General features: G+C 70.4%; 28 protein-coding genes. 17 read left to right on the top strand and 11 right to left on the bottom strand.

Going from position 1 to position 24657, the window contains the following annotated elements:
• Positions 1 to 151 precede the first annotated feature (151 nt).
• Complete coding sequence (locus ACT3SQ_RS14690; protein WP_441446328.1) at positions 152 to 1813, bottom strand: ABC-F family ATP-binding cassette domain-containing protein; 1662 nt, start codon at positions 1811 to 1813, stop codon at positions 152 to 154.
• Positions 1814 to 2023: 210 nt separating this feature from the next.
• Between ACT3SQ_RS14690 and ACT3SQ_RS14685 the strand changes: the two genes are divergently transcribed.
• The 3 genes from ACT3SQ_RS14685 to ACT3SQ_RS14675 all read left to right on the top strand — a co-directional run bounded on the left by ACT3SQ_RS14685 (position 2024) and on the right by ACT3SQ_RS14675 (position 4396).
• Entirely contained in the window at positions 2024 to 2362 is a 339-nt protein-coding gene (locus ACT3SQ_RS14685; RefSeq protein WP_441446327.1) for a hypothetical protein, read from the top strand.
• 174 nt (positions 2363 to 2536) lie between these two features.
• Entirely contained in the window at positions 2537 to 2866 is a 330-nt protein-coding gene (locus tag ACT3SQ_RS14680) for a hypothetical protein (RefSeq protein WP_442331893.1), read from the top strand.
• A gap of 222 nt (positions 2867 to 3088) precedes the next feature.
• On the top strand, positions 3089 to 4396 hold the full coding sequence (locus tag ACT3SQ_RS14675; protein ID WP_441445713.1) for an acyl-CoA dehydrogenase family protein: 1308 nt from the start codon (positions 3089 to 3091) through the stop codon (positions 4394 to 4396).
• A 66-nt stretch (positions 4397 to 4462) separates the two neighbouring features.
• Here the strand turns inward: ACT3SQ_RS14675 and ACT3SQ_RS14670 are convergent, their stop codons facing one another.
• Entirely contained in the window at positions 4463 to 4600 is a 138-nt protein-coding gene (locus ACT3SQ_RS14670) for a hypothetical protein (protein ID WP_441445712.1), read from the bottom strand.
• 135 nt (positions 4601 to 4735) lie between these two features.
• Here ACT3SQ_RS14670 and ACT3SQ_RS14665 point away from each other — a divergent pair, with 135 nt between their 5' ends.
• The 4 genes from ACT3SQ_RS14665 (at position 4736) to ACT3SQ_RS14650 (ending at position 9161) form a co-directional block, all read left to right on the top strand.
• Positions 4736 to 5776: an LLM class flavin-dependent oxidoreductase gene (locus ACT3SQ_RS14665; RefSeq protein ID WP_441445711.1), complete on the top strand. Its 1041-nt coding sequence runs from the start codon at positions 4736 to 4738 to the stop codon at positions 5774 to 5776.
• A 127-nt stretch (positions 5777 to 5903) separates the two neighbouring features.
• Entirely contained in the window at positions 5904 to 6317 is a 414-nt protein-coding gene (locus tag ACT3SQ_RS14660; protein ID WP_441445710.1) for a VOC family protein, read from the top strand.
• A gap of 130 nt (positions 6318 to 6447) precedes the next feature.
• On the top strand, positions 6448 to 7404 hold the full coding sequence (locus tag ACT3SQ_RS14655) for a TIGR03885 family FMN-dependent LLM class oxidoreductase (protein WP_441445709.1): 957 nt from the start codon (positions 6448 to 6450) through the stop codon (positions 7402 to 7404).
• A gap of 62 nt (positions 7405 to 7466) precedes the next feature.
• Positions 7467 to 9161 (top strand): alpha-amylase family protein, encoded by a 1695-nt coding sequence (locus ACT3SQ_RS14650; protein ID WP_441445708.1) that lies wholly within the window; start codon positions 7467 to 7469, stop codon positions 9159 to 9161.
• A 36-nt stretch (positions 9162 to 9197) separates the two neighbouring features.
• On the opposite strand, the gene ACT3SQ_RS14645 is transcribed toward ACT3SQ_RS14650, so the two are convergent.
• From ACT3SQ_RS14645 to ACT3SQ_RS14635, 3 genes are all read right to left on the bottom strand, one after another.
• Entirely contained in the window at positions 9198 to 9347 is a 150-nt protein-coding gene (locus ACT3SQ_RS14645) for a hypothetical protein (RefSeq protein WP_441445707.1), read from the bottom strand.
• Entirely contained in the window at positions 9317 to 10918 is a 1602-nt protein-coding gene (locus ACT3SQ_RS14640) for an L-lactate permease (RefSeq protein ID WP_441445706.1), read from the bottom strand. The genes ACT3SQ_RS14645 and ACT3SQ_RS14640 overlap by 31 nt, the downstream gene beginning before the upstream one ends.
• 152 nt (positions 10919 to 11070) lie before the next feature.
• Entirely contained in the window at positions 11071 to 12021 is a 951-nt protein-coding gene (locus tag ACT3SQ_RS14635; RefSeq protein WP_441445705.1) for an L-lactate dehydrogenase, read from the bottom strand.
• Positions 12022 to 12027: 6 nt separating this feature from the next.
• Here ACT3SQ_RS14635 and ACT3SQ_RS14630 point away from each other — a divergent pair, with 6 nt between their 5' ends.
• Entirely contained in the window at positions 12028 to 12156 is a 129-nt protein-coding gene (locus tag ACT3SQ_RS14630; protein WP_441445704.1) for a TraR/DksA C4-type zinc finger protein, read from the top strand.
• 179 nt (positions 12157 to 12335) lie between these two features.
• Here ACT3SQ_RS14630 and ACT3SQ_RS14625 read toward each other — a convergent pair whose 3' ends face one another.
• Both ACT3SQ_RS14625 and ACT3SQ_RS14620 read right to left on the bottom strand, forming a co-directional pair.
• Positions 12336 to 12632: a hypothetical protein gene (locus ACT3SQ_RS14625; RefSeq protein ID WP_441445703.1), complete on the bottom strand. Its 297-nt coding sequence runs from the start codon at positions 12630 to 12632 to the stop codon at positions 12336 to 12338.
• A gap of 155 nt (positions 12633 to 12787) precedes the next feature.
• Positions 12788 to 15079, bottom strand: a complete 2292-nt coding sequence (locus ACT3SQ_RS14620) for a sodium-translocating pyrophosphatase (protein WP_444599772.1) — start codon at positions 15077 to 15079, stop codon at positions 12788 to 12790.
• A 284-nt stretch (positions 15080 to 15363) separates the two neighbouring features.
• Here ACT3SQ_RS14620 and ACT3SQ_RS14615 point away from each other — a divergent pair, with 284 nt between their 5' ends.
• Positions 15364 to 16929: an alkaline phosphatase D family protein gene (locus ACT3SQ_RS14615; protein WP_441445701.1), complete on the top strand. Its 1566-nt coding sequence runs from the start codon at positions 15364 to 15366 to the stop codon at positions 16927 to 16929.
• A gap of 156 nt (positions 16930 to 17085) precedes the next feature.
• On the opposite strand, the gene ACT3SQ_RS14610 is transcribed toward ACT3SQ_RS14615, so the two are convergent.
• The 3 genes from ACT3SQ_RS14610 to ACT3SQ_RS14600 form a co-directional block, all read right to left on the bottom strand.
• Positions 17086 to 17400 carry a 4a-hydroxytetrahydrobiopterin dehydratase gene (locus ACT3SQ_RS14610; protein ID WP_441445700.1) on the bottom strand — a complete coding sequence of 105 codons (315 nt, stop codon included), beginning with the start codon at positions 17398 to 17400 and terminating at the stop codon, positions 17086 to 17088.
• Between the two features lie 32 nt (positions 17401 to 17432).
• Complete coding sequence (locus ACT3SQ_RS14605) at positions 17433 to 18035, bottom strand: GrpB family protein (RefSeq protein ID WP_441445699.1); 603 nt, start codon at positions 18033 to 18035, stop codon at positions 17433 to 17435.
• A 104-nt stretch (positions 18036 to 18139) separates the two neighbouring features.
• Entirely contained in the window at positions 18140 to 18886 is a 747-nt protein-coding gene (locus ACT3SQ_RS14600; RefSeq protein WP_441445698.1) for a hypothetical protein, read from the bottom strand.
• Positions 18887 to 19073: 187 nt separating this feature from the next.
• Here ACT3SQ_RS14600 and arfB point away from each other — a divergent pair, with 187 nt between their 5' ends.
• The 8 genes from arfB to ACT3SQ_RS14560 all read left to right on the top strand — a co-directional run bounded on the left by arfB (position 19074) and on the right by ACT3SQ_RS14560 (position 23788).
• A complete protein-coding gene (gene arfB, locus ACT3SQ_RS14595; RefSeq protein ID WP_441445697.1) occupies positions 19074 to 19514 on the top strand; it encodes an alternative ribosome rescue aminoacyl-tRNA hydrolase ArfB in 441 nt (146 codons plus the stop codon).
• A gap of 71 nt (positions 19515 to 19585) precedes the next feature.
• Positions 19586 to 20185, top strand: coding sequence for a 1-acyl-sn-glycerol-3-phosphate acyltransferase (locus tag ACT3SQ_RS14590; RefSeq protein ID WP_441445696.1), 600 nt, complete (start codon positions 19586 to 19588; stop codon positions 20183 to 20185).
• A gap of 151 nt (positions 20186 to 20336) precedes the next feature.
• Positions 20337 to 20540, top strand: a complete 204-nt coding sequence (locus ACT3SQ_RS14585) for a hypothetical protein (RefSeq protein WP_441445695.1) — start codon at positions 20337 to 20339, stop codon at positions 20538 to 20540.
• A gap of 27 nt (positions 20541 to 20567) precedes the next feature.
• Positions 20568 to 21191 (top strand): DUF3152 domain-containing protein, encoded by a 624-nt coding sequence (locus tag ACT3SQ_RS14580; RefSeq protein ID WP_441445694.1) that lies wholly within the window; start codon positions 20568 to 20570, stop codon positions 21189 to 21191.
• A 61-nt stretch (positions 21192 to 21252) separates the two neighbouring features.
• Positions 21253 to 22017 (top strand): dihydrofolate reductase family protein, encoded by a 765-nt coding sequence (locus tag ACT3SQ_RS14575; protein ID WP_441445693.1) that lies wholly within the window; start codon positions 21253 to 21255, stop codon positions 22015 to 22017.
• Entirely contained in the window at positions 22010 to 22519 is a 510-nt protein-coding gene (locus ACT3SQ_RS14570; RefSeq protein ID WP_441445692.1) for a flavin reductase family protein, read from the top strand. The genes ACT3SQ_RS14575 and ACT3SQ_RS14570 overlap by 8 nt, the downstream gene beginning before the upstream one ends.
• A 242-nt stretch (positions 22520 to 22761) precedes the next feature.
• Entirely contained in the window at positions 22762 to 23106 is a 345-nt protein-coding gene (locus tag ACT3SQ_RS14565; protein WP_441445691.1) for a TraR/DksA family transcriptional regulator, read from the top strand.
• A gap of 67 nt (positions 23107 to 23173) precedes the next feature.
• On the top strand, positions 23174 to 23788 hold the full coding sequence (locus ACT3SQ_RS14560; RefSeq protein WP_441445690.1) for an NAD(P)-dependent oxidoreductase: 615 nt from the start codon (positions 23174 to 23176) through the stop codon (positions 23786 to 23788).
• Here the strand turns inward: ACT3SQ_RS14560 and ACT3SQ_RS14555 are convergent.
• Positions 23672 to 24532 (bottom strand): phosphatase PAP2 family protein, encoded by an 861-nt coding sequence (locus tag ACT3SQ_RS14555; RefSeq protein WP_441445689.1) that lies wholly within the window; start codon positions 24530 to 24532, stop codon positions 23672 to 23674. The two genes, ACT3SQ_RS14560 and ACT3SQ_RS14555, sit on opposite strands and share 117 nt — an antisense overlap.
• Between the last annotated feature and the right edge of the window lie 125 nt (positions 24533 to 24657).

Raw genomic sequence — 24657 nt, 5'->3', positions numbered from 1 at the left:
AGGCGGGACGGTTCCAGTACGGCGGGCCGCGAGACGGAGTCATCGCGTGCAGTCGCCGGCTGTTTTCCGACCGCTGCGCGTCGCACGCCGCAGGCATTCGAGCGCCTACTGTAATCAGCGAATCCGCTGCCCGGGACAGGAGACGGCGATCTCACAGCTCGGCGAGCGTCCCGCTCTCGACGTGCCAACGGCGGTCGGTGCGCACTGTCTCGAGCATGCGCCGGTCATGGGTGACCAGCAGCAGGGTGCCCTCATAGGACTCCAGCGCCTGCTCGAGCTGCTCGATCGCGGGGAGGTCGAGATGGTTGGTGGGCTCATCGAGCACCAGCAGGTTCACGCCGCGGGCCTGCAGCAGGGCGAGGGCGGCACGGGTGCGCTCCCCCGGTGACAGCTCAGCGGCGGCACGGCCCACGTGGTCGGCGCGGAGCCCGAACTTCGCCAGCAGGGTGCGCACCTCAGCCGGGGACTGCTCCGGCAGCTGGGCCTCGACGGCGTCAGCGAGCGGGATAGACCCCATGAACAGCGAGCGGGCCTGGTCGATCTCGCCGATCCGCACGCTCGCGCCGAGCGACGACGACCCCTCGTCCACCGCGCGCCTGCCCAGCAGCGCCCGCAGCAGCGTCGACTTGCCCGCTCCGTTGGGCCCCGTGATCCCGATCCGCTCCCCGGCGGCGACCTGGGTCGAGATCGGTCCGAGGGTGAAGTCGCCCTGCCTCACCACCGCGCCGGTGAGGGTGGCGACCACGCTGCTCGAACGCGGTGCGGCACCAATCGTGAACTGCAGCTGCCATTCCTTGCGGGGTTCCTCCACCTCGTCCAGGCGCGCGATCCGGCTCTCCATCTGGCGCACCTTGCGGGCCTGCTTCTCGCTCGACTCGGACTGTGCGCGGCGGCGGAGCTTGTCATTGTCCGGGGACTTCTTCATCGCGTTGCGCACGCCCTGGCTGGACCATTCGCGCTGGGTGCGGGCTCGGGAGACGAGATCTGACTTCGTCGCGGCGAAATCCTCGTACTGCTCGCGGGCATGACGGCGCACCGTGGCCCGCTCCTCGAGGTAGGCGTCGTAGCCGCCGCCGTAGAGGCGGTGGGAGTTCTGGGCGAGGTCGAGCTCGAGCACCTCGGTGACACAGCGAGCGAGGAACTCGCGGTCGTGGCTGACCAGCACCACTCCCCCGCGCAGTCCGTGCACGAAGGTCTCGAGCCGCTGGAGCCCATCGAGGTCGAGGTCGTTGGTGGGTTCGTCCAGCAGCACCAGGTCGAAGCGGCTCAGCAGCAGCGCGGCCAGTCCCACCCGGGCGGCCTGACCGCCGGAGAGTGAGGTCATCTCGGTGTGCTGCACGCCCTGGGCCTCGTAGGGCAGCCCGAGATCCGCGAGCACCGCGGGGATCCGCTCCTCCAGATCTGCGGCGCCGCTGGCGAGCCAGCGCTCCAGGGCGGTGGCGTACACATCAGCCGGGTCGGGGCCGCCGCGCGGCGACTCCTGCCCGAGGGCGGTGGCCGCCGCGTCCATCTCCGCGGTGGCCTGCGCGCAGCCGGTGCGGCGGGCGATGTAGCCGGCGACGGTCTCGCCGTCACGGCGTTCGTGCTCCTGCGGCAGCCAACCCACGAAGGCGTCCGACGGCGAGAGGGAGAGGGCACCGGCGTGCGGGGCATTGACCCCGGCGAGCAGGCGCAGCAAGGTGGACTTGCCAGCACCGTTGGCACCCACCACGCCGATCACGTCCCCGGGCGCGACGGTGAGGTCGAGATCCTCGAACAGGACACGGTGGCCGTACCCGCCGGCAAGGCCGTGGGCGACGAGAGTGGCGGTCATCCGCACATTCTCCCACTGCGGCGAGCAGCACTCGCCGCCGCTGCCGCGTGGAGCTCCGGGTGATGACCCTTCTGCTCGCCCTGCGGTAGTTCACTTGTCAGCCATCGGCTGCATTGTGGACAGGTGTCGGACTGCTGGAGGGACGACGCACCTCCCTCGCGCCGACCCACCCGGTCCAGTCGCGAGCTCGCCTCTGCGGAAGGACCCCTCATGCGCTTCACCCCTGACCTGGCCGTCGCCTTCGGCGACTGGATCAAGCGCGACCGGATCCGGCGCGCCCTCATCGCCGCTCGGCCCGAGCTCGCCGGCACCCTGATGCTCGACGCCCAGCGGCCGCTGCTGCGGATCCCTCGCAAGAGCGGAGCGGTGGTGGTCATGGCAAGGATGCATGAGGCAGAGCCGACCTCGTGGGTCGTGGGGATCTCGGACGCTTCAGCACCGGTGCTCCACGAGCTCGACTCCGCCGACGACGTGGTGGCGCTGACGCTCGATCTGCTGGCCCTGCCGATTCCGACTCCCGACGGGACGGAGCCCCGCCTGCGGGGCTGACCGCTCGCGACCGACGAGAGCCACCTCACGCCATGGCATCACGTGGACACTTATCCGAAATGTCCGACTTTTGGCGCATGATGGGGGCGTGCTCCTGCGCAGCATCGGCAGGCAGCTCCCCCGCGACGGCCGCTCCCGGCCACCGCGATCACTCGCCCCTGTGGAAGGACCTGCATGCTTTTCACCCACGACATGGCAGCTGCCTTCGGCGACTGGCTCGAGCGTGAACGGATCCACGATGCTCTCGTCAGAGCCCGTCCCGAGTTGGACGGCCGGCTCATGCTCGATGAGGAGCGGCCCCTGCTGCGCATCCCGCTGCCCCACGGGGCAGGCATCGTCGTCGCGAAGACGGACGGGGAGTCGAGCGCCGGTTGGGTCCTCGGCATCCCTCATCCGCAGTCCCCCGCCCTGCACGAGACGAGCTCGCTCGGAGAGCTCGTCGGCCGGGTGCTCGAGGTGCTGGACACCTGGGGCGGCCCCGACGGCAGATCCCTGCGGGACTGACGAGGGCGCCTCGACGCGACGGCGCCGTGACCATATTGTCACGCCGCGGGCTCAGACCGTCCAAGAGCTCTGCGAAGAACCGGGCGGCTTCGTCTGCGATGCATCCCCGGGCGTCACCCCGGAAGTCACCACATGACGGCATGCGACAGCTCTCTGGCCTCCACGCTCTGCGGCTCCTACAGTCGGCCATCACCCACCGTAAGAGTCCACGAAAGGCCCGCTATGACCACGATCGCTGAGCTCCGTGACCGCTTCTCCCCCGTGCTGACGTCCATCGCCGCCGGCACCCTGGACCGGGAACGGGACCGGACCCTGCCGGTGGCCGAGGTGCGCGCCCTCGCCGACGCCGGTCTCGGGCGCGTGCGGCTCCCCGTGGACGCCGGGGGCCTCGGCGCGACGATCCCGCAGCTGACCGCGCTGCTGGTCGACCTGGCCGCCGCGGACTCCAACCTCCCGCAGATCTGGCGCGGACACATCGCCTTCGTCGAGGATCTGCTGGTCACTCCGCACACCGAGTTCCGCGATCGGTGGCTCGCGAAGATCGCCGACGGCGCGGTGATCGGCAATGCGTGGTCGGAGATCGGCTCGGTGGAACGTGGCTCCTTCGGCACTCGGCTCACTGTCGACGGCGAGCACGCTGGGGTGACCGGGCAGAAGTTCTACACGACCGGCTCGATCTACGCCGACTACTCCGACACCCTGGTCGAAGCGGCGGACGGCGGCCAGCACATCGCCGTGGTCCCGCTCGCCCAGCCCGGGGTGCGCATCAGCGATGACTGGGACGGCTTCGGCCAGAAGCTCACCGGCACCGGCACGATCATCTATGACCACGCCCGCCTCGAGGCCCGCGATGTGATCCCCTTCGCCGATCGCTTCGACTACCAGACGGCCGTCTACCAGCTGGTGCTGCTCGCCGTGCAGGCGGGGATCGCCTCTGCCATCGAGACGGATGCGGTCGCGGCAGTAGCCGCCCGCACCCGCACCTACAGTCACGGCAACGCCGATCGGGTCCGGGAGGATCCGCAGATCCTCCAGGTGGTCGGGGAGATCTCGGCCGTCGCGCATACCGCGAGCGCCCTCACCGCTCAGGTGGCCGACGCCGTGCAGGCGGCGCACGACGCCGCGCTGCACGGAGGAGAACAGGCGCGCGCCGCCGTGGTCGAGGCGGAGATCGCCTCGGCCCGTGCCCAGGTCGTCACCTCGCGACTGGTGCCGGAGGCGGCGACCCGACTGTTCGACGCCCTGGGAGCATCCGCCGTGCGCGAGACTGCGGCGCTGGATCGCCACTGGCGCAACGCTCGCACCGTCGCCTCCCATAATCCGTGGGTGTACAAGGCCAAAGAGATCGGCGCGTGGGAGGTCAACGGCACCGAGCCGGGGTTCCAGTGGGCGATCGGCACGGTGAGCGGCCAGTCCCCGGAAGCGAGCTTCGCTTCCGCGGTGCCCGTCGACTCCACGGCATCCGTCGACTCCACAGAGTCCGTCGATTCCCCGGTGCCCGTCCATTCCACGGTGTCCGTCGGCGCCTGATCGTCGCCCGGCCGACGGGGACCAGGTCACTCCCCGTCGGTCGGCTGCGGCGCCCGGACGAGGGCGCTAGCGCAGCAGGCGTGAGAGCAGGCGGTGCGCGGCGCGTCGGCCCGCACGCTCCCCCATCGCTTCCGGCCCTCGCTGGGCGGCACGGACATCGCCCCGAATCCGTCGTGCGCGGAACAGCCAGTTCAGCATCTGCACCTCCTGATGGTGGTCGCCCTCGACCGTACCGGCTACCGGGCGGGCAGGCCCAGACCCAGACCCAGACCCAGACCGCGCTCGATACGATGCGGACTCTGGCCACACCCCGTTCTCCCCTCTCGAAACAGGTGCCCGATGCCCGATCGTTCCCAGTCTCTGCAGCGCCTCGGCTTCCTCACCATCGGGCTGTTCGATCCGGAGGACCCCGCCGCCGGGCACGAGTCGACGTTGCGGATCATCGAGCTCGGTGAGGAGCTGGGGTTCGACAGCGCCTGGCTGCGCCACCGCCACCTGCAGTTCGGGATCTCCTCCCCCGTGGCCGTGATGGCCGCGGCCAGTCAGCGCACCCGACGGATCGAGCTGGGCACCGCGGTGACCCCGCTGGGCTGGGAGAACCCGCTGCGGCTGGCCGAGGATCTCGCCACGGTGGACGTGCTCTCCGGGGGCCGGATCAATCCAGGGGTCAGCGTGGGCACCCCGATGCAGTACGAGACCCTCAAGCATGCTCTCTACCCGCACACCGCAGAGCTCGAGGACTTCAGCAAGGCCCGGGTGGAGCAGCTCGCCGGCTTCCTCGCCGGTGAGCCGGTGCGGGACCTCTCCGGCAAGCAGGGCGTGGTCGAGGAGTACTCCTCCCGGGTCGAGCCGTACTCCCCCGGGCTGCGAGACCGGCTCTGGTACGGGGCCGGCAGCATGAGCTCAGCGGCCTGGGCCGGGAAGCATGGGCTGAACCTGCTCAGCAGCAGCGTCATCTTCCCCGACCAGGGGCAGGATCCGGACTTCGCCGCCGTCCAGGCCGCTCAGATCCGGGCGTTCAGGGAGGCCGCCACGGCACATGCCCCGAATGCCGCTGCCCGCGTCTCCCAGGGCCTGGTCGTCATCCCCACGGACTCGGCGAGCCCGGAGCAGCGGGAGAAGTACCGGGACTATGTCCAGGAGCGACTGCCTCGCACCCACAGCCCGCAGGGACCCCGCGGCATGATGTTCGCCCCGGATCTCCTGGGCACCAGCCAGGAGATCGCCGAGCAGCTCTGGGCTCACGCCGGATTCCGCGAGGTGGACGAGGTCGCCTTCGCCCTCCCTTTCAGCTTCGAGCACGAGGACTACGTGCAGATCCTCACCGATATCGCAACGCGGCTCGGTCCGCTGCTGGGCTGGTCACCGCGGTCTGAGTGACCGCTCCTGCTCATCCCGCTCAGGACTGATGCCACACATCACCGTCACCGTCAACCAGGAGGCGACCTTCCCAGATCTTTCGTGCTGACCGTTCCGTAGCCACGAGGTCAGGGAGGATGATGCCGCCATGACCACAGTGAGCACCTGTCTCTGGTTCGATGGCGACATCGACGAGGCCGCCGAGTTCTACGTCTCCCTGCTGCCCGGCTCGAAGCTCCTGGGCCGCAGCGTCTACGAGGCGGGCGGCGGACCACCGGACGGTCCCGATATGACCGGTCAGGCGCTGACCGTGGAGATCGAACTCATGGGTGTCCCGTACATGCTGCTCAACGGCGGGCCGCAGTTCCCCCTCTCCGAAGCGGTCTCGATCGTGGTCACCGTCGACTCGCAGGCGGAGATCGACCGGCTGTGGGAGGCGCTCGTCGCGGCGGCGGGCGCGAGTCGCAATGCGGGTGGTGCGTCGACCGGTTCGGGCTGTCCTGGCAGATCGTGCCGCAGCAGCTCACCGCCCTGCTCACCGGGCCCCACGCCGAGGCGGTGACCGCCGAGCTGATGACCCAGGTCAAGCTCGACATCGCGCGTCTGGAGGCCGCGGCGGGCTGAGTCCCGGCTCCCCGGCCTCTCGGTCGGACCACTTCCGAACGGTGCCGCGCTCTGCTAGGAACGACGACATGACTGTCTACGGCTTCCATGCCTCCCACGAGCAGATCTCCCCGCGCCAGCTGCTCGCGGACGTCCAGCTGGCCGAGCAGGTCGGATTCCAGGCGGCCATGTGCTCGGACCATCTCGAGCCGTGGTCGCAGAGGCAGGGGCATGCCGGGATGGCTTGGCCCTGGCTGGGCGCGGCGCTCGCCACCACCGAGCTGACCTTCGGCACCGTCACCGCCCCCGGGCAGCGCTACCACCCCGCGATCGTCGCCCAGGCGATCGCCACCCTCGGGCAGATGTTCCCGGGACGCTTCTGGACCGCGCTGGGCACCGGCCAGTTCGCCAATGAGCACGTGACCGGGCAGGGGTGGCCCCGCAAGGACGTCCGACAGCAGCGCCTCGAGGAGAGTGTCGAGGTGATCCGTCGTCTGCTCGCCGGCGAGACGGTCTCCCACGACGGCCTGGTCACGGTCGAGGAGGCGACCGTCTGGGAGCTCGCCGAGCCGCGGCCGCCGCTGATCGCGCCGGCGATCAGTGTGGCCACCGCGATGCGCGGGGCGCGCTGGGCCGACGGGCTCGCGACCATCAACCAGGATCCGTCCCTGCTGCGCGAGATGCTCGACCGCTGGGCGGATGCCGGTGGCGCGCCGCACCGCATCCTCCAGGTCCACCTGGCCTGGGCCCCGACCGAACAGGAGGCGTTCGCTGTGGCGCACGACCAGTGGCGCTCCAACATCTTCCCCTCCCCCGCCTCCACCGACCTTCGCGTGGCGACCTACGACGCGGTCAGCGAGCACGGAGTCGGCTCCGAGCAGCTGCGCGAGGCGGTGCTGGTCTCCTCCGACCTCGGCGAGCTCACCGAGCAGATCCACGACTTGGCGTCCCTCGGCTTCGACGAGGTGTACCTGCACCACGTCGGCCAGCAGCAGCGACCGTTCCTGGAGGCCTTCGGCGAGAAGGTCCTGCCCCAGCTGCGGTGACCGACCGCCCGCAGTGAGGGCCCCGCACCCCGGCCCCGTTCCCGTCCCCGTGAGGAGACCCCGTGCTGAAGACCGAGACCTCGGACCAATGGTGGAAGTCCGCCGTCGTGTACTGCCTGGACATCGAGAAGTTCTTCGACGGCAACGACGACGGCGTCGGCGACATCGACGGCCTCTCGCAGCGTCTGGACTACCTGGCCGGACTCGGGGTGACCTGTCTGTGGCTGATGCCGCTGAACCCCACCAAGGGCCGTGACGACGGCTACGACATCATCGACTACTACGGCGTGGATCCCCGTCTGGGCGACCACGGCGACCTGGTGGAGCTGCTCCGCACGGCGAAGGACCGCGGGATGCGCGTGATCATGGACCTGGTCGTCAACCACACCTCCCACCAGCATCCGTGGTTCACAGCGGCTCGCTCGTCCCGCGACAGCCCGTACCGCGACTACTACGTGTGGCGGGACGAGCCGCCCGAGGACACCTCCGACCAGGTGGTCTTCCCCGACGCAGAGGACTCGCTGTGGACCTACGACGAGAAGGCCGGCCAGTACTACCTGCACAACTTCTACTCCGAGCAGCCGGACCTCAACATCACCAATCCGGCGGTGCAGCAGGAGGTCGCGAAGATCATCGGGTTCTGGCTGCAGCTTGGCCTGGACGGCTTCCGGGTGGACGCGGTGCCGTACTTCATCGAGAGCCGCGGCATCGTGCCGGACGCCTCCGCCGACTACTCCGACCCCCACGAGTACCTGCGCAGCCTCTCCGCTTTCATCGGCCGCCGACGCGGCGATGCGATCCTGCTCGGCGAGGTGAACCTGCCCTACGAGGAGCAGATGGCGTTCTTCGGGGGCGACGACGCCGATGAGCTGACCATGATGTTCGACTTCGAGCTGATGCAGCGGATGTACCTGTCGCTGGCTCGGCATGATGCCACCGAGATGGCGCGCACACTGAACCGTCGGCCGTCGCTGAAGCCCACCCGGCAGTTCGCGACCTTCGTGCGCAACCACGACGAGCTCACGCTCGACAAGCTCAGCGAGGACGAGCGCCAGGAGGTCTTCGACGCCTTCGGGCCCGAGGAGGAGATGCAGCTGTACGGTCGCGGGCTGCGGCGACGGCTGCCTCCGATGCTCGACGGCGATCCTCGGCGGCTCACGATGGTCTACTCGCTGCTGTTCGCCCTGCCCGGCACGCCGGTGCTGTTCTACGGCGAGGAGATCGGCATGGGCGAGAACCTCGACATCCCCGGTCGACTCTCGGTGCGCTCCCCGATGCAGTGGACGGCGGGCAAGAACGGCGGCTTCTCCGTCGCGAAGCCGTCCGCTCTCGTCGCCCCTGTGACCGGGGGACCCTACGGGGCAGAGCACGTCAACGCCGAGGATCAGCGCTCCGACCCGGACTCGCTGCTGTCCTTCATCGGGCAGCTCGCCCGCCGCTACCGGGAATGCCCCGAGGTCGGGATGGGCGACTACGAGGTCCTCGCGTCGGACGCCCCCGCGGTGCTCGTGCATCGCTGCACCTGGAACCCCTTCGGCGGCGGCACCTCCTCCTCCGTGCTGGTGCACAACCTCGCACCCGCGGCCACCACGCTGACCGTCCACGTTGCCGAGGTCGAGGACGGCACCGAGGTGCTCGACCTCTTCAGCGGCGAGCGGCACACCATCGGTCAGGAGGGGCGGCTCACCCTGGACGTCGGCGGATACGGCCACCACTGGCTGCGACTGCTGCTCACGGGGGACCGACGGCTGCGGTGACGAGGACCGACGACTGCGGTGCCGGGGCCGGGTGCCTCAGCCCTGATCGCCGCGCAGCCGGTCGATGTGCTCGGAGGCCTCGACCCCGCTGCCGAATACCTGGCGCGGACGGCTGCTGCAGGTGGAGACCACGCGCACCGGCACCACGCCGCCGCTCACAGCAGCAGCGCGAGCACGAAGTTCCATACGCAGATGACGGCCAGCATCCCCAGGCTCGGAGCGATCGCCCGGCGCAGGATCTCGCCCTCCCGGCCGGACAGGCCCACCGCGCCAGCGGCGATCGCGATCGACTGCGGGGAGATGACCTTCGCGGTGGTGCCGCCGGCGGTGTTGCCGCCCACCAGCAGCGCGGGCGCCGCCCCGATGCCCTCGGCGGTGGCGACCTGCAGCGGAGCGAACAGGGTGTTGTTGTTGACGACGGAGCCGGTCAGGAACACCCCGATCCAGCCGATCACGGGAGCGATCAGCGGGAACAGCGGTCCGACGGCGGCCAGCGCCGAGCCCATCGAGGTCGAGCCCCCGGAGTAGTTGGCGATGTTGGCGAGCACCAGGATCACAGCGATCAGCACGATCGCCTTGCCCAGGCTCTTGAGGGTGCCGCCCAGCTCGCGGAGCAGCTCGCGCAGGGAGACCTGCGGGGTGGTGAGGAAGGAGAGGATCACGGCGAGCAGGATCGCGGTACCGGTGGCGCCGAGGATCGAGACGTTCCAGGTGTACTCGACGAGGTCGCCGGCGGCGGTGGAGACCTCCCCGGTCAGGCCGGGCAGCGGGACGCGGAGGGTGGTGGCGGCGAGGGCGCCGGTGGCGAACAGCTCCTTCACCGGGGGCAGCGACCATAGCAGGATGAAGCCGGAGAGGATGTAGAAGGGGCTCCAGGCCACCACCACCTCGTGGAAGCTGTGCTTCTCGGCCTCGGGGATCGGGGAGTCGTTCTCGCGGTAGATCCGTCGCGGCTTCCACACCCGGCTCACGGCGAAGACGGCCACCATCGCCGCCAGGCCCGCGCCGATGTCCGCCAGTTCGGGGCCGAGGAACCACAGCACCCCGCCCTGCACCCCGCTGAAGACCACGGAGACCACCAGGGTGAGCGGGAAGGTCTCGCGCAGTCCCCGCAGCCCGTCCATCATCACCACCAGCAAGAACGGGATCAGGAACGTCAGCGGCTGCAGCACGATGACCAGAGCGCGGGAGAGCTCCATGACGTCCAGGCCGGTCACCTGGGCGCCGACCAGCACCGGGATGCCGATCGCGCCGTAGGCGCCGGCACCGGCGTTCGCGACCAGCGAGATCACCGCGGCCCTGATGGGCGTGAAACCGAGCTGCACCAGCAGGGCGGCGCAGATCGCGATGGGGACGCCGAAGCCTGCCACCCCCTCGAGGAAGGCGCCGAAGCCGAAGCTGATCAGCAGCACCTGCACCCGCTGGTCAGCGGAGATCGCTCCGATCGAGGAGCGGATGATGTCGAAGCGGCCCGAGAACACGGCCAGGCGGTAGAGCCACACCGCCATCACGATGATGTAGGCGATCGGCCAGATCGCGGTGAGCAGGCCGGAGAGCCCGGCGCCGGCCACGGCCGAGGCCGGCATGCCGAAGACGAGCAGTGCGACGAGCACCTCGACCACCAGGGCGATCAGTCCCGAGATCACTCCCGAGAGCTTGAAGACCACCATCAGGAGGAGGAAGACGAGGATGGGCAGGGCGGCGACCAGCGCGGAGAGCGTCAGGTTGCCGAGGGGGTCGATGGATTGCATCCACATGTGCGGGGTTCCTCTGGATCGGGGCCGGGGACGGTGTCACGCCGGCGGGCACGAGGGGATCGACCCGCGGCGACCGGATCGCGGTCCCCGGGGGTCGGGGGTGGGGTCATCCGCGGGAGTCCCTCGCTCCTCCCGTGGATCGCGACGGCGGATCAGTCGCGCAGGTCCGCGGCGACCTTCTCGAGCGCCGCGGCGGACTCGCGCAGCTTCGCGATCTCCTGCTCGTCGAAGGGGGTCTCGTAGATGGGGTGGGCGCCGGAGGAGTTGACGATGCTCGGCACGGACAGCGCGACGCCGTCGATGCCGTGGAAGTCGGAGAGCACCGTGGAGACGTTCAGCACGGCGTTCTCGTCGCCGAGGATCGCCTCGACGATGCGGGCGCTGGACAGGCCGATGGCGTAGTTCGTGGCGCCCTTGCCCTGGATGACCTTGTAGGCGGCGTCGCGCACGTCGACCGCGATCTGGTCGAGCTGTTCGGGGGTGAACATCGGCGTCCGGTCCTCGCCGGTCCAGTCGAGGATCGGCACCGCATTGATGCGGGCGGCGGACCACAGCGGGAACTCGGTGTCCCCGTGCTCGCCGACGATCTGGGCGTGCACGCTGGTGGACGCCACGTTCGTGCGGCGCGCGATCTCCCACCGCAGCCGCGAGGAGTCCAGCACGGTGCCGGAGGAGAAGACGCGCTCGGCCGGGAGCCCGGAGCCCTCGTGGGCGAGCATGGTCAGCACGTCGCAGGGGTTGGTGACGATGACGAAGACGGCGTCGGGCGCGACCTCGAGAGTCTGACGCATGAGGGAGCGGACGATCTTCGCATTCGTCGCGGCCAGTTCGATGCGGGTCTGGCCGGGCTTCTGCTTGGCACCGGCGGTGATGACCACGACGTGCGATCCCTCGGCCACAGCGATGTCCGAGCCGCCGATGATGTCGCCGCCGCGGGTGAACAAAGTGCCGTGGGCGAGGTCCAGCACCTCCGCCTCGGTCTTCTCGGCGTTGATGTCATACAGCGCGACGTGGCGGGCGGACCCGCGGATGAGGGCCGCGTAGGCGACGCTGGAGCCGACGGCGCCGGCTCCGATGACGGTGAGTTTTGAGTTCTCGATCATGTTGTCATGTTAGTAAGAAGGCAGGGCGTACCTCAGGGACCAAGGCCCTTACCGTGTGGTCGGCCCAGGCCCATCGCTCCGGCCCGGCTCGTGGCCCGGCCCGAGGCGACGAGGTGCATCGACTGCGCGCCGTGAGCCCGGCCGTCGGGACGATGCGGCCCGGCGCCGAGCAGCTCCCCCGCGCCGCGCCTGCGCTCGCGGCCCCCGCGAGATGCCGATGGATCTGCGCCGTGCCGGAGGGCCCCGGTTCGCGGCGAACCCGAGGCTCTTCGACAAGGGCGGACTCCTGACGGACCTCGGAACCGTCCCCTCGTCTACACGCTGCGATCCCCAGCACCGGACACAGGTGCCGACCCCTGCCGACTCGGGCGCATGGAGATGACCAGGTAAGTGCTGAGGATGCCGCCCCCGAGGAGTGCGATCGCGATGAGCACCCAGTGCCCCAGCGCGGGGTCGATCAGCTCGAGGACATAGATCAGGACGGCCGCGAGCGCGAGCACGATCCCCTCCATCACGGCGAACGCGATGAAGAAGCGCTGCCGCTCCTGCTGGACGCGACGGGAGTCGGCTGCGGCTGCATCGGCGGAGCTGCTGGCAGGCAAGTGGTTCATGGGCTCATGCTAAGCACTCCGGCGCTACCCCTTCGAGGGCGAGTCACGCGGGCCTGAGCCCGGCTCGCCCTCCCGGACGTCGAGGCGTCGATCCTCGGCGGTCTCGGCGGCCCCGGGGGTGTCCTCGAGCGGAGCGACCACCGCCGGGATTCGGTTCAGGAGAGGTCCGACCTGGCGTCGTCGTCCACCTCGGCATCCAGCACCACTCCGCGACGGATCGAGATCGTCACCGCCACCGCGATCGCGGCCACGGCCGCGGCGGCGATCAGGTAGCGCAGCGGGTTCGCGTCCCCGCTGAGCGCGCTCATCCCGACCACGGCGGGGGCGATCAGCACCGCGACCAGGTTCATCACCTTGAGCAGCGGGTTGATGGAGGGGCCGGCGGTGTCCTTGAACGGATCGCCGACGGTGTCTCCGATGATGGTGGCCTCATGTGCGAGCGAGCCCTTGCCGCCGTGGTGGCCGTCCTCCACGAGCTTCTTGGCGTTGTCCCAGGCTCCGCCGGAGTTGGCGAGCATGATCGCCATCAGCACGCCGGTGGCGATGGCGCCGGCGAGATAGCCGGCGAGGGCCGGCGCTCCGAGGCCGAAGCCGACGGCGATCGGGGCGGCGACGGCGAGCAGGCCGGGGGTGGCGAGCTCCCGCAGCGAGTCGCGGGTGACGATGTCCACCACCCGCCCGTACTCGGGCTTCGCGGTGCCCTCCATGATCCCGGCGATCTCGCGGAACTGGCGGCGCACCTCATACACCACAGCACCGGCGGCCCGGCCGACGGCGCTGATCGCGAGGCCGGAGAACAGGAACACCACGGCGCCGCCGATGATCACGCCGACCAGGGTCTGCGGGGAGAAGACGACGGACTGATCCAGGAAGTCCTGGTAGCGGTCCCCGAGCACATCACGGATCGCGTCGGTGTAGGAGCCGAACAGGGCGGTCGCGGCGAGCACGGCGGTCGCGATCGCGATGCCCTTGGTGATGGCCTTGGTGGTGTTGCCGACGGCGTCGAGCTCGGTGAGCACCTGGGCGCCCTCGACATCGACGTCCCCGGACATCTCGGCGATGCCCTGGGCGTTGTCGGTCACCGGGCCGAAGGTGTCCATCGCGACGATCACGCCGACGGTGGTGAGCAGGCCGCAGCCGGCGAGCGCGATCGCGAACAGGCCGGCGATGCCGGAGCCGCCGAGCAGGAAGGCGCCGAACACGGCGGCGGCGATGACCAGCGCGGTGAACACCGCGGATTCCAGCCCGAGGGAGAAGCCGGAGAGCACCACGGTCGCGGCGCCGGTGCGGGAGGTCGCGGCGACCTGGCGCACGGGGCGGTCCTCGGTGCTGGTGTAGTAGCCGGTGAGGTAGAGGATCAGCACACCGAGGGCGATGCCGATCGCCACGGCTCCGGCAGCGATGATCCGCGGATCGTCGATCGCGGCGGTGGTCTCCTCGATCCCGAGCTCGGCGAAGGTGCCGGGGAGGTAGAGGAAGGCAGCGATCGTGCACAGCACCGCGGAGATCGCGGCGGAGACCAGGAAGGAGCGGCGGATCGTGGTCAGGGCGCTCTGGCCCCGCTTCGGGGTGGTGAGGTAGATGCCGATCAGGGCGGTGAGCACACCGATCGCGGGGACGATGAGGGGGAAGACCATGCCGGCCTCCCCGAAGGCGGCCCGGCCCAGGATGAGCGCGGCGACGAGGGTCACGGCATAGGACTCGAAGAGGTCCGCCGCCATCCCGGCGCAGTCCCCCACGTTGTCGCCGACGTTGTCCGCGATGGTCGCGGCGTTGCGGGGATCGTCCTCGGGGATGTTCTTCTCGAGCTTGCCGACCAGGTCGGCGCCGACGTCGGCGGCCTTGGTGAAGATGCCGCCGCCGACGCGCATGAACATCGCGACCATCGCGGCGCCGAAGCCGAAGCCCTCGAGCACCAGGGCGGCGTCCCCGCGGAAGAGGAGCACCACGATCCCCGCGCCGAGCAGGCCGAAGCCTATCGTCGCCATCCCGACGCAGGCCCCGGTGCGCACGGCGATGAGCATCGCCGGATCTCGGCCGACCTCGTGCGCCGCTGCGGCGACCCGCACGTTCGCGCGCACTGCGAGCCACATCCCGAGGTAGCCGATCAGGCCCGAGAACCCCGCACCGACCAGGAAGGCGACCGAGCGGGCGACGCGCAGCAGCATCCCCTCGGTGCCGGTGGCGCCGTGGGTGGGCAGCAGCAGGAGCAGCAGGAAGGTGAGCACGGCGAAGACGCCCAGGGTGCGCAGCTGACGACGGAGGTACGCGGCGGCGCCCTCCTGGACCGCCGCGGCGACCTCGTTCATGGCGTCGGTGCCGGTCTTGGCGCGCAGCACCTCGGTGCGGAATCGGAGGGCCATCGCGATCGCGATCAGGGCGATCACCACGATCACCCCGACCGTGGTGAGGCTCGCCGGGGAGAGGGTGAGGGAATCCGGTGTCATGAGGTCCTCCGCACGTCGTCGTGGGTATGGGGTCCTTCATCCCGCCGCGCTCGTCATCGGGCACGACGGACCTGGTGCGCGAACTGTAGCCGCGATCGGCCCCCAGGAATACCCTTTCGGCGCATCCGGCGGGGCGCAGGCCGCCGTGCTGATGGAACCTGAACTCAGCCGTTCCGAGGATGTTCACCGCATGGTCATGGTCCCTCCCGTGAACTGCGGAGGGGTGCGCTCCTACGGTGGTCGGGGCCGTTGACGACACGGCTCGTTCCCGATCTGGAGTACCCGTGCCCCTTCCTCTCCTCACCCGTCCCAGCCGCCGCACCATGCTCATCGGCGGTGCCGCGCTCGGTGCGGGTCTCGCCGTCCCCGCCTCGATCCTCGCGCTGACCGCCGGCCGGGTCGCCGCACCGTTCACCCTCGGGGTCGCCTCCGGTGATCCGCTGCCGGACTCGGTGGTGCTGTGGACCCGCCTCGCCCCGGAACCGCTGCTCGAGGACGGCGGGATGCCGCAGCGCACCGTCGAGGTCGAGTGGGAGATCGCGGAGGACGACGACTTCGCGACCGTCCTGCAGAGCGGGACCGTGCAGGCACTGCCCGAGGAGGCCCACAGCGTGCACGTCGAGGTGGGAGGGCTCGCACCGGGGACGCCGTACTGGTACCGCTTCCGGGTCGGTGGAGAGATCTCCCCCGCAGGTCGCACCCGCACCGCACCGGCGGCCGGATCCCTGAGCCCGATCTCCTTCGGCGTCACCTCCTGTGCGAGCTTCGAGCAGGGGTGGTTCACCGCCTACAAGCACCTGGCCCAGGACGATCTGGACGTGGTGTTCTGCCTGGGCGACTACCTCTACGAGTACGCGGCCGGGAAGCAGGGCGGGGTGCGACGCCACGAGGGCGATGAGATTCACACCCTGGGCGAGTATCGCCGCCGCCACGCCCAGCAGAAGACCGACAAGGACCTGCAGGCGGCCCACGCCGCCGCGCCCTGGATCGTGACCTGGGACGACCACGAAGTGGACAACAACTACGCGGGCATGTCCCCGGAGAACGACGACCCGGGCCAGGGAAATGCCTCCACCGCGGACTTCACAGCGCGCCGCACCGCGGCCTACCAGGCGTACTGGGAGCACATGCCCCTGCGCCGCTTCCGCAAGCCGGTGGACACCGCCTTGCCGCTGTACCGCGGATTCGACTACGGGGATCTCGCGCGGTTCAGCGTGCTGGACACCCGCCAGTACCGCGACCCGCAGCCCTACGGCGGGAAGAAGGACATGGTGGGCCCCGAGCAGTGGGCCACCGACATGCTCGGCGAGGAGCAGCACCGCTGGCTCGAGCAGAGTCTGGTGGAATCACGCGCTGTGTGGAATGTGGTGCCGCAGCAGATCTTCTTCGCGAACATGGACTACAAGGTCGGCGGGCCCGGCGCGTACAACGACGGCTGGGACGGGTACCAGGGGTCCCGCGACAGGGTCCTCGGCCTCGTCGCCGAGCGTGAGATCGAGAACTTCGTGGTCCTCACCGGGGATGTCCACTGCCACTACCTCAACGACCTGCGCCGAGACTTCGAGGACGATGCGAGCCCTGTCCTCGGAAGCGAGGTGGTGGTCACCTCGGTCACCTCCAACGGCGACGGGATGAACGTCTCCGACGGCCAGCTCGAGCTGTGGCAGAGCGACATGCCGTACATGCACTACCGCCAGGATCGTCGCGGCTATGTCACCTGTGAGGTCTCCCCCGAGCAGTTCCGGGCTGATTTCCACACCGTGGAGTACGTCTCCACTGCGGATGCGCCGCGCGAGACGGACGCCTCCTTCGTGATCGAGACCGGGGTCGCCGGGGCGCATCGCGTGTGAGCGGCGAGCTCCTGCTCACCGCTCGCTGCACCCCGCCCCGAATCCGTTCAGCGTCACGCGGCCGTTCAGCTGTGCGCAGCCATTCAGCCTGGCGCAGCCATTCAGCCTGGCACGGCCGTTCAGCATGGCGAGGCGGGTTCAGCCGGGCGAGGCGGTTCAGCCTTGCGAGGCGGCGATGTCGAGCTGCGCGGCATAACCGCTGATGACGCGGGCAAGCTCCAGGTCGCGGCTGGTGACGCCACCGACGTCGTGGCTCGTCAGCGTCACCGTGACCTCCGGATAGGTGAGGGTGAGGTCCGGGTGATGGTTCGCCTTCTCTGCGGCGGCACCGATGCGGTTCACAAGATCGAGACCGGTGGCGAAATCACCGGTGGCGAAGCCGGCGGTGAGCGTCTCGCCGTCCTGCTGCCAGCCTTCGAGGGCGGCGTCGGCGATCTCGGTGGAGGACAGAACTTTCTTCGAATCAGCCATGGCTCCATCGTGCCCCGGTGGTGGTCGCGCGGCTACCCCTCGGAGGTTCCGGTATCTCGGCCGGTGATGAACGAGCCCTTGGCCTGCACGTACGCGAGCCGGTCCTCGGGGTGCTCCCTGGCCAGGCGCCGCTTGCACTTCGCATAGGCATCGCGCTCCGCCGGGTGGGTGCGCAGGTGATCGCGGAAGGCGAGATAGCGGCGCCACTGCTCATCACCGTGGTCGAGCACGTGGACATTGACCAGCCGCACTCCAGGCTCGAGCTCGAGGGCGTAGATCCGATCGGGGCGGTTCCCATCGGCTTCGCCGCGGTAGAGATGCCCGGCGCGCATCAGCCACCCGTGCAGCGGCAGCGGGTCCGAGCCGGGCCGCTGACCGATCGCCACGTCGAGGATCGCTTTGGCGGGCAGGCCGGGCACTGAGGTGGACCCGATGTGTTCGAGGGCGAGGGCGTCGACCGGGCGGGTGGGTGTCAGCGCGTCGACCAGCCCGGCGAATGTCCGGGCCCAGCGGGGCGAGGGCTCCGAGAGCTCCACGACGCCTCGGCGCACGCCGAGATCGGCATCGCGCAGCGCGGCGGCGAGCGCGGGTGCCATCGGTGCCGCGTGCTCGCTGCGCTGGAAAGGAAGGGTCATCGGTTCCACCTGCTCGACTCCTGACGGTCTCACCGGCACCGATACCGGTCTCGGCGGTGCCGAGGCAACGAGCGGTGCCGGAGCGACGAGCGGTGCCGAGGCGACTATAGGCGGCGAGTCCTCCACACCCCGAGGATGATCGCGAGCTGGACCACCAGCAGCGCCGCCCCGATCACCACGTCGCCCCAGTCCATCGCGAAGCCGGACTGCAGAGTGCCGATCCCGCTGGCGACCGGGTAGAACAGCGGCCACAGGATCAGCAGGTTCCGCACCAGGGCGAACACGACGGCGAAGACGAGTGCGAAGGCGCCGAAGCTCAGCGCCGCGAGCAGCGGGACGCTGCCCACGTGTTGGAGCGTGAAGCCCGCGCCGGTCAGTCCGATCGCCGGCAGCCAGCCGAAGGCGCGCTCCCAGCGTAGGAAGAGCCAGCCGAAGACGAACAGCGGCTCCCACAGCACCATCAGGTTCCCGAGCAGGTGCGGGAGCACCGGGATCCCCTGCTCGGCGGACAGCATGACCAGCTGATAGGCGGAGCCGACTCCCAGCACCGCGGAGATGACCAGGGACCGAGCCAGGAAGCGGCGGGTGATGCCGAGTCCCGCGAGCCCCTCGCGGCGGCGATGCAGCACCACCCACGCCGGCACCAGAGTGCCCAGCAGCAGGATCCCGGCGTAGAGGAACACGGAATGGATCGTGGTTCCCGCCCAGTAGGAGGCCCAGAATCCCAGGAGGGTGAGCAGTGCGATGAGCGTGTCGGCGCCCGGATCCCATGCCACCGCCGGGCGACGAGTGCGCGCCGTCCCCTCGGCGCTCGACTCTGGACTGTGCGCCGCCCCCGCTGACTCAGTCATACGGCCATCGTGCCCGCTGCGCGCCGCCGCGTCCATGGCCCGCGGTGGCCAGCAGTCCGCGGTGGCCAGCAGTGCGCGGTGACTGGCGGCGCGCGCTGACCGGCAGCTCGCGTCAGGAGCGGTCGACGCGTGCAATCCCACGCTCCGGCCGGCGCCTTCCCGCCCGCCCGTCGGCCAGACTGGAGGTATGGACGATCTGCTGGTCACCCCGGGCCCCGGCGCACCGCGCGGCCTGCGGGTGCCGGCCGCTGAGCTGGACGAGCAGTTCTCCCACGCCTCCGGCCCCGGCGGGCAGGGAGTCAACACCACCGATTCCCGGGTGCAGCTGAGCCTGGACCTCGCCACCACCACCGCGCTCGACGCGGTCCAGCGGGCACGGATCCTGTCCCGGCTCTCCGGGAAGCTCGCGGGCACAGTCCTCACCGTGACCGCATCGGAGCAGCGCTCACAACGACAGAACCGCCGGGCGGCACGGGAGCGTCTCGCAGCACTGCTGCGGGAGGCTGTCGCCCCTCCCGTGGTGCGCCGGGCGACTCGCCCCACGAAGGGCTCGAAACGTCGGCGGCTCGAGGCGAAGAGCCGACGGGCGGACCTCAAACGCACCAGGCGCCGGCCCGGAGGGGAGTGATCTCCTGGAGATGCGGCGACGGCCTGCGCGTTCTGCTCCCTCGGCTCCCCCACCTCGTCTAGGTTGAGCCCATGCTCCGTCGCCTCCTCGCCCGCGCCTTCTGGGCCCTCAGCCCCTGGACGCTCGTCACCGAACCGGCTCCGCGCCAGCCCGCTGTCATCCTCGGCGCCCCGCACACCTCCAACTGGGACTTCGCGTTCATGCTCGCGATCTCCTGGAAGTTGCGGCTGCCGCTGCGCTGGCTGGGGAAGCACACGCTGTTCACTTCGTGGAGGGGCCCGATCATGCGGGCTCTGGGCGGGATCCCGGTGGACCGCTCGGACCCGAGCAAGGTGGTCGACGAAGTGGTGGCCCGGGTGCACGCCGGTGAGGTGTTCGGCCTGGTGGTCACGCCCGACGGGACCCGCGGCGCGCACACCCATTGGAAGTCCGGCTTCTACCGCATCGCCCGCACCACCGGGCTGCCGGTGGTGCTCGGATATGTGGACCGCACCACGATGACCGCCGGACTGGGCCCGAGCCTCGAACTCACCGGCGACATCGGTGCGGACATGGACCGGATCCGTGACTTCTACGCGGACAAGACCGGCTATCACCCGTCGATGCGGGTCGAACCGCGTCTGCGGGAAGAGGGCACGACCACGGACCCCGCATCTCCCGACCCCGCCTGAATCGAGCGGCCAGGAGCCCCGGCGTCGCGGGCACGGTGAGTCGATGCCGACGACGCGGCAGCTCATCGCCCCAGGCTATCAGGGTGGAGACCGCTTCCCGGGTCCCGCGTTTCTCCGTCGCGCAGCCGGTCCGGTCCTCTAGCGTGAGCCTGTGCCCCCGCCCTCCGCTCCTCGTCCCCAGCTCCGGCTCACCCGGCGCGGCCGGCTGGTCCGTTCCGGCCTGGTGCTGCTGCTGGTCGCGCTGCTGATCCTGGCGCTGGTCGCCGTGGTCCGGGCACTCGGCGGGGACGAGGACTCTCAGAACCCCGGCTCGAGCTCCCGCACCGCGTCCGCGACCGACGACGCCGGCGGCTAGGGCCCGTCGGATGCTGGCGGAGCGACCGTGGAGACGCTCACCCCGGAGGCCGAAGGCACCCCGGAGGCTGAAGGAGACGGCCCGGCCGACGAGGAGGCGATGGTGCGCACCGGCACCGTGGGCGCCGGCACCTGGACCTTCGCTCAGCCTTCCCCCGCGCCTGCAGCCGCGGAGGGTGCGACGGTGCGCACCTACGCCGTGCGGGTCGAGGACGGCATCGGAGTCAGTGCCGAGGAGGCTTCGGCGGAGATCGCCCGGGTCCTCGCCGATCCCCGTGGCTGGCAGGAGCTCGAAGGAGTGGCGTTCCATCAGCTGGCGACAGCCGAGGAGGCCGAGTTCACCATCTCACTGGGGTCCCCGCCCACCGTGGATGCGCTCTGCCTGCCGGCGAAGACCGGAGGGACCTGGAGCTGCCGCATCGGCCCGGACGTGGCGCTGAACTCGGACCGCTGGCTCCACGCCACCCCGACCTATGGCGACCTCACGGAGTACCGCGCCTACATGATCAATCACGAAGTGGGTCATCTCCTCGGCCACAGCCATGCCCAGTGCGGCGGAGCCGAGCAACCCGCGCCCGTGATGCTGCAGCAGTCCATGGACCTCGAAGGATGCGCGCCGAACGCCTGGCCTGCGACCAGCGCGACAGGCTGAGCGCCCGCTCCCCCCGCTGCACCGTCATCGCGTCCCGCAGCCGGCGGCGTAGGGTGCCCTGATGGAGCTCCTCGAGCACGGCGCGCACGTTCCCGACCCCCTCGAGCCTTACCTCGCTGTGGACCGCTCCCGACCCCGACATGAATGCTGGGTGACCGGGCACATGGTGGCCGGCCTGGACGGCACCGCCGCGATCGACGGGCGCGTCGGGGCCCTGTCCACCGCCCCCGACCAGTCGCTGTTCCGCCGCATGCGGCAGATCGCCGATGTGGTGCTGATCGGTGCCGAGACCGTGCGCCGCGAGGGCTACGCGCCGATCCGGCTGTCCGAGCAGGCACGCGAGCAGCGTCGGCTCAGCGGTCGTTCCGCGACCCCGCCGGTCGCGATCGTCAGCCGCAGCCTCGACCTGGATCTCACCGCGAGCGTCTTCGCGGGCGCGCCCGCGGACGCGCGGACCCTCGTCATCAGCTGCGCCGCCGCCGATCCGCGGCGCCTGGCCGCAGTGCGTGAGACGGCGACGGTGATCATCGCCGGCCAGGACCGGGTCGACCCGGCGACCGCGCTGCGCGCACTGGCCGAACGCGGAGATCGGGTGGTGCTGTGCGAGGGCGGCCCGCGATGGCTCGGCGAGCTGGTCGCCGCCGACCGCCTCGACGAGCTGTGCCTGTCCCTCTCCCCCCTGATGGGCGGGGACCCGCTGCCGGTCAGCGTCACCCCTCCGGGTGCACCGCTCAGCAGCTTCGCGCTGAAGGCCGCGATGGTCGAGGAGGACACGCTGTTCCTCCGCTACGAGACACTCCCGCGAAAGGGCTCAGCCGATGAATGACGACGCCTTCACACAGCTGATGGCCGCAGCCGATCCCGCGATGGTCGTGGTCACCACCGCGGCCGACGGTGAGCAGGCCGGCTGCCTGGTGGGCTTCCATGCGCAGTCGAGCATCTCGGCCGCGCACTACTGCCTGTGGCTGTCCAAGGCGAACCACACCTACCGGGTCGGGCTGCGGGCCACCCATTTCGCGATCCACTTCCTCACCGCCGAGGACCTCGACCTCGCGAAGCGCTTCGGGACCCTCTCCGGCGAGGACGAGGACAAGTTCTCCGGGCTCGAGATCAGCATCGACGAGAGCGGGGTCCCCCTCCTCGAAGCCTGCCCGCACCGGATGCTCGTCGAGCGACTCACCCTTCTCGACGACAGCGGGGACCATATGTGCGTCACCACGACGTTGCGCTCGGCCCGCTCGCCGAGTTATTTCGAGCCGCTGCGGATGTCCCAGGTCGCGCATCTGCGAGCGGGCCACGCGGCCGAGGAACGGGCGATCCGGCCCTGAGGCCACCGCCGGTTCGACGGCCCGGCGCGGGCCCTTCGAAGTCAGATCCTGCGCCTCTCCCCGCCCGCGCTCACGGGTGAAGTCATGCGCTCTCGCCTGCCCCGCCCGGCGAGCGGGGGCGCGGGGCAACACGAGCACCCAGCCGCCGAGGGAAGATCTGTCATCAGCGCGACGGCGGGGCACACTGGGAGCAGCGCACCGGGGGCAGCAGCCTCTCGCCGCAGACCTGAAGGGAGCTCGCAATGGACTCGTCACCGTCACGGGCAGCGAGCATCGCGGCCCGTCGGCAGGAGGCGCTCGCGCGCCTGACGGACATCGAGCAGGAGCTCTTCGCGCTGCGGCGCACGCGCGAGGGCCTCAGCGACGATGATGAGCACGATCCCGACGGGGTCCCGCTGTCCGCCCAGTGGTCCCGGCTCGAAGGCCTGCGCCAGAACACGCTCGAGACTCTCGCCGCGATCGACGACGCGCACGCTCGCTGGTCGCGCGGCGAGGACGGCCGGTGCAGCGCCTGCGGTCGCCCCATCGCGCCGGCACGCCTGGTGGCCCGACCGGAGGCGACCACCTGCATCGACTGCGCGCCGTGAGCCCGCCGCACCCTGCGAGCAGGGTGGCTACGATTCACGCAGGCATCGATGACGTGAGGGGAATTCTGTGAAGATCACTGTGATCGGCGTCTCGACGGGCACTGGAGCGCTGCTGGCCTCCCTGGCGCATGAGCAGGGCCATGAGGTCACCGCGCTCTCCCGCCGCGGCGCAGCTCCCGCCGGTGCCCGCGCGCTCTCCGGCGACGCCCTGGCGCCGGGAATCGCCGCTGAGGCCGTGGCCGGCGCCGATGCCGTGGTGGTGACCGTCGGCGGAGCCAAGGGTGTCCCTCACCAGCGCGCCGCCGTGACCAGGGCGGTGGTCACCGCGATGCAGGCCGCGGGCGCCCGCCGACTCGTCGTGCAGTCCTCGCTGGGAGCGGGAGACTCCGGCTCTCAGCTGCCCGGCATCGTCGGGTGGGCCATGAAGACTCTGCTCGCGAAGCCGCTGGCCGACCATGACGAGCAGGAATCGGCGGTGGTCGAGTCCGGGCTGGACTGGACGCTGGTGCGTCCGACAGGTCTCACGAACGGGCCCGCCTCCGGGGCATGGCGCGCACTCGAGCCCTCAGAGCAGGGAACCCTGCGCGGGTCGATCTCCCGCAGCGATCTGGCCGCCCTGCTGCTGGACGTGCTCGCGGATGACTCGACGATCGGCAGGAAGCTCGGTGTGAGCGCCCGGTGAGGTGCGCCGCGCTGCCGTCGCGTCCCCCGAGCGCCGATCCGCCTCGACCAGCAGTCGCAGGAGCAGACCGCCGGCGAGGAGACCGCCGTTGAGGTCGGTCATCCAGTGCCAGCCGAGCAGGAAGGACACGCTCACGGAGTTCACGCAGAGCAGCACCACGATCCAGCGCAGGTTCCGCACCACATGCTGGGAAGCGCTGCTGTAGTGCGAGATCAGGTGCACGGCCGTGCCGTAGATCAGCACCGCCTCCGCGGCGTGACCTGAGGGGAAGCTGATCCCCAGGGTGCCCATCTCGAGCAGGCCCGCTTCGAAGAAGCGGGGGTCACCCGTGGAGGACGCTCCGCGGCCGAGCAGCACCTTGAGCGTTCCCACCCCGCCGAGGAAGCCCGCCTCGGCGAGCAGGGCGATCACGACCGGTCGCCACGAGCGCCGTCGTCGTGCGAGAACGATCGCGACTATTGCCAGCACGGGCAGGCACACGGCTTGGCCGGCGATCCGGTCCAACACGTTCTGGGCGAACGCCAGGGAGGACGGGTCGATCTGCACGAGCCAGCGCCGCGCCAGGAGCCGGTCCACTTCCTGCAGGGGGCCCACCGCCAGCAGGCTCACCGCGACCAGGGCGAGGAGAAGAGCCGGGACCGACGTCACCCGGTCGAACCAGCTCAGATCGAGTTCCCTGAGCGGACGCCGGTCGAGCGGGGTGTCGATCATGGCGTCGGTCGAAATCTGGGTATCGGCGACCATCGTCGAGAAAGCCTAGGAGACTCCCCGGACGGAGAAAAATGGCCGGGCCTCTCGTCGAGCACGGTGCGCGGGAGATCACAGGATCTGCGGCACGCTCGGCGCCGTCCCGCGGTCTCTCATGTCGC

This window comes from Brachybacterium sp. AOP42-C2-15, from assembly GCF_052377065.1.
Taxonomy (GTDB): domain Bacteria; phylum Actinomycetota; class Actinomycetes; order Actinomycetales; family Dermabacteraceae; genus Brachybacterium.
This window is presented reverse-complemented; position numbering and strand designations above follow the sequence as displayed.